The sequence below is a fragment of the Nonomuraea sp. NPDC005983 genome, from assembly GCF_040614375.1.
GTDB lineage: Bacteria > Actinomycetota > Actinomycetes > Streptosporangiales > Streptosporangiaceae > Nonomuraea.
Window position 1 is genome coordinate 1 of sequence record NZ_JBEXUP010000225.1, and the last position, 10,563, is coordinate 10,563.

A 10,563-nucleotide genomic window follows, 5' to 3' on the forward strand; every position below is an offset into this window, starting at 1 on the left:
CTGTGGGGCGACAGTCCCGGCGCCGAGCCCACGGTCGTCGCCGCGGTAGCGCCCGCCGCCGCGACCCGCCTGGCCCACGCCTCGGTCGAGGCCGTCGCCGACCTCGCCGCCGCCGAGTTGTCCCTGGGCCGCGCCGACGCGGCCGCCGACCGCCTGACCGCCCTGCTCGCCGAGCACCCCGTCCACGAGCGGGCGGCCGCGCTGCTCATGGACGCGCTCACCGCCCAGGGTCGCCAGGCCGAGGCCCTGGCCCTGTACGAGCGGATCCGCGAGACCCTGGCCGACGTCCTCGGCACCGACCCGGGCGCCGCCCTGCACGAGCGCCACCTGAACCTGCTGCGCGCCGAACGGCCCGCCCCGGACGCCCCGCAGACCAGGCCGAGTAACCTGCCCGCGCCGCTGACCAGCTTCGTCGGGCGCGACGACGACCTCGCCCGGATCGACACGCTGCTCGCCGCCGGGCGCCTGGTCACCGTGCTCGGTCCAGGCGGCGCCGGCAAGACGCGCCTCGCCGTCGAGGCCGCCCGCCGCCACCGCCACGAGTACGGCGACGGCGCCTGGATGATCAACCTCGCCTCGGTCACCGAACCGGCCAAGGTCGGCGCGGCCGTACTCGCCGGGATCGGGCTGCGCGGCGGCGCGATGTTCGAGGCCCGGATGCGGGTCGAGGGCGACGAGCTGGACGTACTCGTCGACCAGCTCGGTGGCCGGGAGATCCTGCTGCTGGTCGACAACTGCGAGCACCTGATCGACGCCGTGGCCCACCTGGTCGCGGCACTGCTGTCCCGATGCTCCGGGTTGCGCGTGCTCGCCACCAGCCGCGAACCCCTCGCGGTCGACGGCGAGGCGCTGGTGCCGCTCGGCCCGCTCGCGCTGCCTGGGCCGGACGACGGCGTCGAGCAGGCTCGGTGGGCGGCGTCGGTACGCCTGTTCACCGAGCGGGCCGCGGCCGTGCGCCCCGGCTTCGACGTGGACGAGACGACGCTGCCCGAGGTCCGGCGGGTGGTCCGCAGTCTGGACGGGATGCCGCTGGCGCTGGAACTGGCCGCGGCCCGGCTGCGGACGCTGTCGCTGCCCGAGCTGGCCGACGGGCTGTCAGACCGGTTCCGGCTGCTCACCACCGGCAGCCGCACCGCGCTGCCCCGGCACCGCACGCTGCGCGCGGTCATCGCCTGGAGCTGGCAGCTGCTGAGCGAGCACGAGCGTACGGTCGCCGAACGCGTCTCGATCCTGCCCGGCGGCGTCACGCCGGCCTCGGCCACCGCGGTCTGCGCCGGCACCGCAGTGCCGGCTGCCGAGATCCCCGAGCTGCTCGCGGGCCTGGTCGACCGGTCGTTGCTGCAGCTTGCGCCCGACCCGGGCCACTACCGCATGCTGGAGACGCTGCGCGAGTACGGCACCGCCCGCCTGGCCGAGACGGGCGACCTCGGTACCGTCCGCGACCTGGCCGCCGACTACTTCGCCGAGCTGATGGCCCGGTGCGACCCGCAGCTGCGCGGGCCCGGCCAGCTGGCGGCCATGCGAGTCATCAGTGCCGAGTACGACAACGCGCTGGCCGCCCTGCGCCGGCGGTGCGACACCGGCGACGCCCCCGGCGCGGTCGCTCTCGCCCTGAACCTGACCTGGTACTGGCACATGTTCGGCCGCCACCCCGACGCGGCCTACTGGCTGGGCAAGGCACTGGCGGTGCCCGGCGGCGAGCCGACGCCCGACCGCGACTGCGCTCAGGTGATCTCCTTGATCGACCGGGTCGACACCTGGCCGGGCAGGATCGCCGAGAAGGCCGCGGACGACCAGACACAGCTGCGCGAGCTGGCCGACCGGCTGCTCGCCTACCCGGAGCTGCCGGGCCCCTACGGCGCGCTCACCGCGCCCACGCTCGCGTTTCTACAGGAGGAGGAGACCGCGTTCGCGATCATCGAGCGCCTGGCCGACCGCGACGACGTCTGGTTGTCTGGGCTAGCCCGCATGTTCCGGGCCCAGTTCGCCGAGAACGCGGGCGAGCTCGACAAGATGCGCCCCGACGTGGAGGCGGCCCTGGCCTGCTTCCGGCAGGCCGGCGACGGCTGGGGCCAGGTCACCGTGCTGCCGATGCGCGCCCAGCTGCGGCAGTACGACGACGACCTCGACGGCGCGCTGGCCGACCTGCGCGAGGCCCGGTCGCTGGCCGCCGAGTTCGGCTCGCTCAACCTCAGCGACGAGGTGCTCCTCGACCTGCGCTGGATCGACCTGCACCTGCGGCGCGGCGACACCGACTCGGCGATCGCGGTGATCGACTCGGCCCGGGAGCGGGCGCTGCGCGCGAACTCGCCGGGGATGCCGGCCCTGGTCGACGCGTGGGAGGCTGTCTTCCAGGTGCGGCTCGGCGACCTGGGCCGGGCGCGGGAACTGCTCGACGACGCCGAACGGGGTCTGCGCGGCGACACCACGTTCCCCGGTGACCACGCGCGGACGCTGGTCGGCAGCGTACGGGCCGCGCTCTGCCTGGAGACGGGTGACCTGGCCGGCGCGGAGAAGATGCTGGCGAAGGCGTACGCGGCGGCGCTGGAGACTCGGGACCTGCCGATCCTGTCGCTGGTGGCGGTGAACGCGGCCGCGCTCGCCGAGGCGCACGGGCGGCATCACGAGTCGGCCGTCCTGCTCGGCGCCGCCTCCCGGCTGCGCGGCGCTCACGACCGCACCGATCGGCACGTTCACGAGCTCACTCGCCGAGGGCGGGCCGCGCTGGGCGAGGAAGCCTTCGCCGCGGCGTACGGGCAGGGTTGGGAGCTGGACGGGAAGACGGCCGTGACCGAAGTCGACCCGGCCCGGCTGCGCCGGGAACTCAGGACGGCTCACCCCGATGCCGAGTGATCCAGCCGGGCGTGTCCACGCGCGCTGGCAGCAAGCCCACCGGCTCGCCCTGCTGCTTCTCGAACGTCTCCAGCCTGGCCGCGCCGATCCGCTCCGGCCACATTTGATCTGCGGGAACGGGCTTAGCGTACGTTTTCGTTCCGCTGCACTTCGACCACCGGATGTCGTAGATCGACAACAGAAGAGGTCTCCGGTAGATGAGTCAACGACCAAGAAGACCATTTGCACGGAGACCTCGTGGACACCCTATCGGTGGCTAGCCGGGCCTCTTCGGGCTCCCTGACGCTCGCCGCGCCAGCCCCCGCAGGAAGCGCCGCAGCGCGGAGCGCGGAGCCTGCTCTTCCGTGGTGGGCGCGGCCTGCGTTGCCGGCTCGCCCGCCTCGTCCTCCTCGGCGTCGTTCGGTGGGACGTAGCTCTGAGCGAGCTCGAACTCGACGGGCAGGGACCGCAGCGCCCGCATGAAGGGGGACGAACGCCACGGCAGCTGGTCGGCGGGGAGCGCGAGCCGCAGCCTGCCGACGTGTTCGAACAGCCGCTCCACGGCGATGGTGGTGATGCGGGTGGCCAGCAGCTGGGCGAGGCAGGCGTGCGGCCCCGCGCCCCAGGCCAGGTGGGCGCGGGTGCTGCGGACGGCCTGCGGGTCGATCGCCTTCTCGAAGGACGGATCGGAGTGGGCGCCGGCGACGGACAGCATGACCGGATCGCCCGCGGCGATGATGAAGCGCCCCAACCGCACATCCACTGTCGGGAAACGGAACGTGAGGTTGACCATCGGCGGGTTGGCCAGCGCGACCCGGTTCACGGTCTCCTCGATGATCCCCGCCGACAGGCTCGATCGGACGTCGGGATTGGTCATCACTTCGAGGATCGCGTTGCAGATCAGGCCTCCGGTCATGTCGCCGACGACCCCGGGCAGCATGAGGAGCTCGCGGGCCAGCTCGTCGACGGTGAAGTCCGGATTGGCGGCGAGCATGGAGGAGGGGAGGTCGTCGGCGGGGCGGCTCATCTTGGCGGCGGCCAGGTCCGTCATCGCGGAGAACAGCCGCTGCGACGCCGCGGCCGCGTCGGGACCGGCGTCGAGCACGCGCCAGGTGTCCATGAGCACGTCGTCGCCGCGCGCGGTCTCGAACCCGAAGAGACGGTTGGCGACCATCAACGGGAGCGGTCGCGCGTACTGCGCGGACAGATCGGCCCAGCCGGTGCGGGAGCCGCCCTCCGGCAGCAGGCCGATGAGGTCGTCGGCGCATCGTCTGACCGCGTCCTCCAGCATCCGGGCCTGGGGGTGGCCGCGGTCCTGGAAGGGCGCGAGCGCGGAGGTCCACGTGTCGCGGAGCCGGCGCAGTGTCATGCCGTCCTGGAAGGCCACGCTGTTGAGCTCGAAGGCGGGGAGGACGGGCCAGTCAGGTGGGAGCAGACCCTCCGCCTTCGCCCGCCAGTTGTCGAGGCGCTTGCTCCAGACGTCGCCCTCGTTCTGCAGGACCCGCAGCACTTCGGGGTATCCGATGACCAGCCACACCGGCACCCCGAGGAGGTCGACCGGCGCCACCGGCCCGTACCTGGCGCGCAGGCGTTCGAGGACGAGCCCGGGATGCGCGTCGTAGTCGCTGGTGAGGAGCGGTTCCACGGGCAGCGACGACAGTGGTTCACGGGTCGATGCGGTCCACGCGTCAGGCATCAAGGCGATGCACGACCTCTCTCATTCGCAAGCCTCGCAAGGCGTTCCGGCCCAGACGTGGAAGACAAAATAGGGTTTTTGTCGCACCGCCTGGGTCCGAAATGGAGAAATTTCCAGATATGTCGCGGCGCGGCGGGTGACGGGTGCGGTGAGATGACGGCGACGCGGCAGGCCCGGCGCCTCCAGACACGAAAAAGGGGCTCCGGATGATCTCCGAGCCCCTGTGACCATTGAAAGATGGTCGGGACGACAGGATTTGAACCTGCGACCCCCTGACCCCCAGTCAGGTGCGCTACCAAGCTGCGCTACGTCCCGTGAAGCCTTGGGAACTTTTGGTGGGTTCCGCTCGGGCTTGCGTGAAGAACACTATCAGAGCGGCGGACCCCTCCGTGCCACTCAGACCAAGGCCGGAGGGGCCCGCCAGAGGCTCAGGACGGCGCCCTGATCAGGCGGGTCTCGTCGTGGGGGTCGTCGAGGCGGCTCAGCTGAGCCCTGCCGCGCCAGCGCATCAGCAGCACGGCGGCCGCCAGCATCAGGGCCCCGGCTCCGCACACGGCGCTCCTCGGGCCCAGCCAGTCGGAGACCGACCCCTGGAGCAGGCCGCCGACGGGGAAGGACGCGGTGTAGAACATGATCCGGCAGGCCACCACCCTGCCCCGCATGTGGTCGGCCACGATGACCTGGATCGCGGTGTTGACCGTGCTGACCACGGCCAGGAAGCTGCCGCCCACGACGATGAGGGCCAGCACGCCGAACACGTACCCGGGGGCGGCTCCGAAGGCGACGATGGCGGCCCCGTAGGTCAGCAGGCCCCAGCGCACCACCTGGCCGAGGCTGACCTTGTGACTCCAGCCGGAGACCAGGGGGGCCGCGATGACGGCGCCGATGCCGAGCGAGGCGTTGAGGATGCCCAGCCCCACCGGCCCGACGTCGAAGACGCTCTCGGCGAAGACCACCGTGAACTGGAAGATCGGGTTGCCGAGGATCCCGACCAGGACCGACACCACCAGCGAGACGACGAGGCCGGGCTGGCGGCGGACGTAGCCGAGCGCCGCCAGGAACTGCCGGGTGACGCCCTCCGAGGTCGGATGGGCAGGGCGGTCGTGCCGGAAGCGGATCAGCGACAGGGCGGCCAGGACGAACGCGAACGACCCGGCGTTGAGGAGGAAGGTCCAGGCGGGGCCGAGAGCGGCCAGGAGGAGACCGGCGAGCGCGGGGCCGATCGAGCGGGCGGCGTTGAACTGCAGGGAGTTGAGCGTCACCGCCGAGTGCAGGTCGCTCCTGGGCACCAGGTCGCTGACGAACGCCTGCCAGCTCGGAATGTTGATCCCGGCGAACACCCCGCCGAGGCCGACCAGGAGCAGCAGGACGACCGGCTCCCGCGGGCCGGACGTCCAGATCAGCCAGAGCAGGAACGCCGAGACCGCCATCCCCGACTGTGTGAACAGCAGGACCCGCTTGCGGTTGCGGCGGTCCGCCAGCGAGCCGCCCGCTGGTGACAGCAGGATTCCGGGCAGGAACTGCGCGAGGCTCACCAGCCCGACCCAGAACGCGCTTCCGGTGATCTGGTAGAGGACGTAAGGCACCGAAAGGTTGCTCAGCCAGCTGCCGGTGTTGGACGCGAGGGCGCCGCACCAGAAGATCGTGAAGTCCCGGTGCCTGAACGCGCGCAGGGAGTGGCGTAACCCGCCGGGGACGGAGGTCGGAGCGGTCGGCTGGTGAGCGGGGGCTGAGATGTCCGTGATTCTCGGCTCTTGGTCCACGCCTGGATTACTCCCCACAGGAACGCCTTCTGTCGCAGACGGCGCCTCCAACGGAGGGAAATGCCACGATCGTGTGGCGCCCGCGCGAGCCTCCGGCCCGGAGACAAGGGGGCGGCCCTGCGGGCGCTCACGAGCGCAGCAGCACCCGGGCCTCGACGTCGACCCTCAGGTTGACGTCGGGGGCGACCGCCTCGGCGATGGCGGCCTCGTCCACGACGAGGTAGTCCAGGGCCGCCGGGTGGCGCCGGCGCAGCACCTCCTCCAGGGCCGCCATCTCCTCGTCCATCCGCTGCTCGGTGAGCGGCTCGTCGGTCTCCGTGACGAGCTGGTGGACATGGACGATCTCGCCGGACGCGGCGTCGAAGTAGACGCGGATCCGCTGCACGTGCAGCTCGGTGGACATGGGCGCCGTCATTCCCAGGGCGACAGCTTGGCCACGGCGAACGCGTAACAGTTGACCACTCTGAGGGTGACCGTGACCGACAGGAAGTTCGCCACCCACCGCGCGCTGAACGCGCCGTCGGGGTCGGGCGCGATCTCGTTGCGGACCTCGTCGGAGCTCGCCTGGTAGCGGACCCCCGAGATCCAGGCGTAGGCGGCGCCCCCGCCCGTGACACGGGAGAGCGCGGCCTCGGCGAACGCGCTGCCCTGCCCCTCTGACCTGGCGATGGTGGTGGAGATCTCGTGCTGCCCGGAGCTGACCGCCCACAGCCCCCGGCTGTGGATGTTGGTGATGGCCATGGGGCGAACGTAGGCGCCGAGCCCCGTCCGGCGCATCAGTGAGGCTCCTGGGGATATCCCTAGCCGGGCGGGGTAGGCGCAGGTCATGGGGACGCTCGTCGGCACCTCCGGGTGGCAGTACAGGGACTGGCGCGGGGTGCTCTACCCGGAAGGGGTCCCGCAGCGGCTCTGGCTGCAGACCTACAGCCAGACGTTCCCGACGGTGGAGAGCAACAACGCGTTCTACCGGCTGCCCTCACCGGAGCTGTTCGCCGAGTGGCGCGAGCGCACCCCCGACGGGTTCGTCATGGCCGTCAAGGCCAGCCGCTACCTCAGCCACATCAAGCGGCTCGCCGACCCCGAGGAGCCCGTGGAGCGGCTGATGCGCGCCGTGGCCGGGCTGAAGGAGAAGCTCGGGCCGATCCTGCTGCAGCTGCCGCCGACCCTGCACGTGGACGCCGAGCGGCTCGACCGCTGCCTGGGCTGCTTCCCCGACGGCGTGCGCGTGGCCGTGGAGCCCCGGCACGTGTCCTGGTGGACCGACGAGGTGCGGCAGGTGCTCGAGACGCGCGGCGCCGCGCTGTGCTGGGCCGATCGCGGCGGCAGGCCGCAGAACCCGTTCTGGTGCACCGCCCGCTGGGGGTACGTACGCCTGCACGAGGGACGCGCCTGGCCCAGGCCCTCGTACGGTGAGGCGTCGCTGCGCACCTGGGGCAAGCGGGTGCGGGACGCCGGATGGAGCGACACGTTCGTCTACTTCAACAACGACGTCGGGGGAGCGGCCGTGCGGAACGCGCTGCGCTTTGCCAAACTCGTCTAGGTGCATACCCGTCTCTACAGGAACGGCGTCCTCGAGAAGGAAGGATTCCCCATCGAGGACGTCTCCGACCACGTCGCCGACCCCGAGAACACCGTCTGGTTCGACCTGTGCTCGCCCACCCTGGACGAGCTCGCCGTCATCGGGGAGGAACTCGGCCTGCACGAGCTGGCCGTCGAGGACGTGGTCACCGACCACCAGCGCCCGAAGCTGGACGTCTACGACAACCATCTGTTCATCACGGTGTACGGGGTGCACTTCGACGGGGACGTGCTCGACCCCGTCGAGATCAACGTCTTCGTCACCAGCAACGCGCTGGTCACCGTCAGGGAGAACGCGCACTTCGACATCGGCGAGGTGACCAGGCGCTGGGACTCCGCCTCCCGCCTGGCGGGCCACGGGGTGGCGTTCCTGCTGCACGGCCTGCTCGACTGCGTGGTCGACGGGCACTTCGACCTCGTCCAGGATCTCGACGGCAAGGCCGAGGCGCTGGAGGAGGCGCTGTTCGGCGAGGAGCCCGTCGACGGCAGGGAGATGCAGCGCACCATGTACAGGCTGCGCAAGAACATGACCAGGTTCCGCAAGATCACCATGCCGATGCGCGAGGTGATCGGCACGCTGCTCCGCCGCGACCAGGTCCTCGTCCCCGCCGCCGAGATGAGGCCGTACTACCAGGACGTCTACGACCACGCGCTGCGCGTGAGCGAATGGACCGACTCCCTGCGCGACCTGCTGGCCAACGTGCGCGAGACCCGCCTGTCGCAGCAGGGTTTCCGGCTGAACGAGATCATGAAGCGGGTCACCAGCTGGGCGGCGATCATCGCGGTGCCCACGGCGATCACCGGCTTCTACGGGCAGAACGTCCCGTACCCGGGCGCGGGCCAGCCGTGGGGGTTCTGGATGTCCGTGATCGCCGTGGCCCTCACCTCGGTCGGCCTCTACGCCGTCTTCAAGAAGAAGGACTGGCTGTAGCGTGAGCGAAACCCCTTCAGGAAGGGGCGAACGACCAGCTCCCGGGCGTTCGCCCGGGAAGCATGGAGTCAGCGCGCCGGGACGGAGCCCGGCGTCGTTGTGACGCAAGCGCGCTGCATGCGAATCACCGTAGCGCTCAGCCCTTGCCCGCCGCATTGACGATACGGGTAGTCGAACGGTCGGGGATGGCCTCCAGCTCCCAGCATTCGGCCCCCAGCAGCGCGGCGGCGGCGCAGCGCCCACCGGCGTGCGGGTCGCCAGCGGTGTGCGCGAGCGCGCCGGGACGCATCGGGGCGAGCAGGTCGATGTAGTCCTCAGGGCCGTGCGCCTCGGGCGGGCCCGTGACGACGAACACGCCGGTCACGAAGCGGAGCGCGGCCAGCACCTCGGCCCGCTCCGCCGCCGGGTTGAACGGGCGGCTCTGCCCCTTCCACGCGCGCACCCGCGGGTCGTCCTCCACCCCGATCACCAGCGGCAGCCCGCGGGCCGCGACCGCGCCGAGATAGCGCACGTGACCCACGTGCAGGATGTCGAAGACCCCGGTGACGACGGCCGCCCCCGGCTCGTCGAACGGCCGCACCCAGACGGCCTCCAGGCTGCTCACGCGACCTCCTCCACCGGCCGCGCGAGCAGGGCGCTCGGCTTGCTGCGCTCCCTCACAGGCGGGCACCCCTCCTAGTCGACTCGTCGATCGCAGCGTACTCGGTCGGCCGTCGCGGGTGCGCAGCCGACCATGGGCAAGAACATTCCTACCTTTTCGCGATAATCTCCCGGCCCGGTGTGGCGCGTCTCATGACGTCGCCGCACATCGGGGAGGACGCCGTGGCACCGCCGGACTTTCACAGTGTCGAAGGGGCTGACGAGCCCGGCTCCCATGATCTCGTCGTCCGGCTGCCGGGGAACCCGTCCCAGGTGTCCAGGGCGAGAAGGCTGGTCACCACCGCGCTCGGACGCGACCACCCGCTCTACGACGACGCCGTGCTGCTGACCAGCGAGCTGGCCACCAACGCGATCCTGCACACGCGCTCCGGCGCGGGCGGATCGTTCACCGTGTCCGTGCGGGCCGCCAGGGACGTCGTGTGGGTACGGGTGCAGGACGGCGGCTCGGACGGGCCGCCGTGCGCGTGCCACGCCGGCGCGCAGGCGACGAGCGGGCGGGGGCTGCCGCTGATCGAGGCGCTCAGCCACCGCTGGGGGTTCAGCCGCGTCAACGGGAGGACGACCGTCTGGTTCGAGCTGCTGCACGTCCGGGTGCCGCCGCAGCGGCGGGTGGAGCTGTACTAGAGATCGAGGCGGCACAGGCCCTCCGCCAGGGCCTTGGTGGTGAGCCTGGTGCGGCTGTCGCAGCCCAGCTTGGCGAAGATGTGCTCCAGATGGGTCGTCACCGTGCGGACGCTCAGCACCAGGGCGGTGGCGATCTGCGGGTTGGAGTCGCCTGCCGCGACCCGGGTCAGCACGTCCACCTCCCGGCCCGTCAGCTCGTACGGGAGCGCGCACCGGCGTCCGGCCACGACCGCGCCCTGCAGGCTCCCCTGGAAGCCGACCCCGGCCCTGAGCAGGCGCACCTCGTGCCAGCGGCCCTCGCGGTCGAGCCACAGCCCGTGGCGGCTCAGCTCGCGCGAGTCGATGAACGCGCGGGCCAGCCCGGCGGCCGCCGGCTCGTGCCACCGCTGGGTGCCCGGCACCACGCGGCGGGGGGCGTGCCGGTGGAAAGAACCCGCGCGGTACCCCCCCCGCCCCCCCCCCCGGGGGATCACGCACCA

General features: G+C 71.7%; 10 protein-coding genes and 1 tRNA gene. 4 read left to right on the forward strand and 7 right to left on the reverse strand.

All coding sequences use genetic code 11. From position 1 onward, the window contains the following. A partial coding sequence (locus tag ABZ297_RS44835) for a BTAD domain-containing putative transcriptional regulator (protein ID WP_355360036.1) occupies positions 1 to 2,853 on the forward strand: 2,853 nt, incomplete at its 5' end. 256 nt (positions 2,854 to 3,109) lie between these two features. Here the strand turns inward: ABZ297_RS44835 and ABZ297_RS44840 are convergent. The 5 genes from ABZ297_RS44840 to ABZ297_RS44860 form a co-directional block, all read right to left on the reverse strand. Beyond that, positions 3,110 to 4,477: a cytochrome gene (locus ABZ297_RS44840; RefSeq protein WP_355360039.1), complete on the reverse strand. Its 1,368-nt coding sequence runs from the start codon at positions 4,475 to 4,477 to the stop codon at positions 3,110 to 3,112. A gap of 289 nt (positions 4,478 to 4,766) precedes the next feature. Continuing rightward, positions 4,767 to 4,843 (reverse strand) — tRNA-Pro (locus ABZ297_RS44845). A 113-nt stretch (positions 4,844 to 4,956) separates the two neighbouring features. Continuing rightward, the gene (locus ABZ297_RS44850) at positions 4,957 to 6,291 is read right to left on the reverse strand and encodes an MFS transporter (protein ID WP_355360042.1); all 1,335 of its coding nucleotides are present in this window, start codon (positions 6,289 to 6,291) and stop codon (positions 4,957 to 4,959) included. Positions 6,292 to 6,418: 127 nt separating this feature from the next. Continuing rightward, positions 6,419 to 6,694 (reverse strand): hypothetical protein, encoded by a 276-nt coding sequence (locus ABZ297_RS44855; RefSeq protein WP_355360045.1) that lies wholly within the window; start codon positions 6,692 to 6,694, stop codon positions 6,419 to 6,421. An 8-nt stretch (positions 6,695 to 6,702) separates the two neighbouring features. Further along, complete coding sequence (locus tag ABZ297_RS44860; RefSeq protein WP_355360048.1) at positions 6,703 to 7,032, reverse strand: hypothetical protein; 330 nt, start codon at positions 7,030 to 7,032, stop codon at positions 6,703 to 6,705. Positions 7,033 to 7,117: 85 nt separating this feature from the next. Here ABZ297_RS44860 and ABZ297_RS44865 point away from each other — a divergent pair, with 85 nt between their 5' ends. Next, positions 7,118 to 7,831, forward strand: a complete 714-nt coding sequence (locus ABZ297_RS44865) for a DUF72 domain-containing protein (RefSeq protein ID WP_355360051.1) — start codon at positions 7,118 to 7,120, stop codon at positions 7,829 to 7,831. Beyond that, the gene (locus ABZ297_RS44870; RefSeq protein WP_355360054.1) at positions 7,832 to 8,800 is read left to right on the forward strand and encodes a magnesium transporter CorA family protein; all 969 of its coding nucleotides are present in this window, start codon (positions 7,832 to 7,834) and stop codon (positions 8,798 to 8,800) included. 136 nt (positions 8,801 to 8,936) lie between these two features. On the opposite strand, the gene ABZ297_RS44875 is transcribed toward ABZ297_RS44870, so the two are convergent. After that, the gene (locus tag ABZ297_RS44875) at positions 8,937 to 9,404 is read right to left on the reverse strand and encodes an adenylyltransferase/cytidyltransferase family protein (RefSeq protein ID WP_355360057.1); all 468 of its coding nucleotides are present in this window, start codon (positions 9,402 to 9,404) and stop codon (positions 8,937 to 8,939) included. Between the two features lie 188 nt (positions 9,405 to 9,592). On the opposite strand from ABZ297_RS44875, the gene ABZ297_RS44880 reads away from it, so the two are divergent. Beyond that, positions 9,593 to 10,084 (forward strand): ATP-binding protein, encoded by a 492-nt coding sequence (locus tag ABZ297_RS44880; protein ID WP_355360059.1) that lies wholly within the window; start codon positions 9,593 to 9,595, stop codon positions 10,082 to 10,084. On the opposite strand, the gene ABZ297_RS44885 is transcribed toward ABZ297_RS44880, so the two are convergent. Continuing rightward, positions 10,081 to 10,563: LuxR C-terminal-related transcriptional regulator (locus tag ABZ297_RS44885; protein WP_355360062.1), on the reverse strand; the 483-nt coding region annotated here is incomplete at its 5' end. The two genes, ABZ297_RS44880 and ABZ297_RS44885, sit on opposite strands and share 4 nt — an antisense overlap.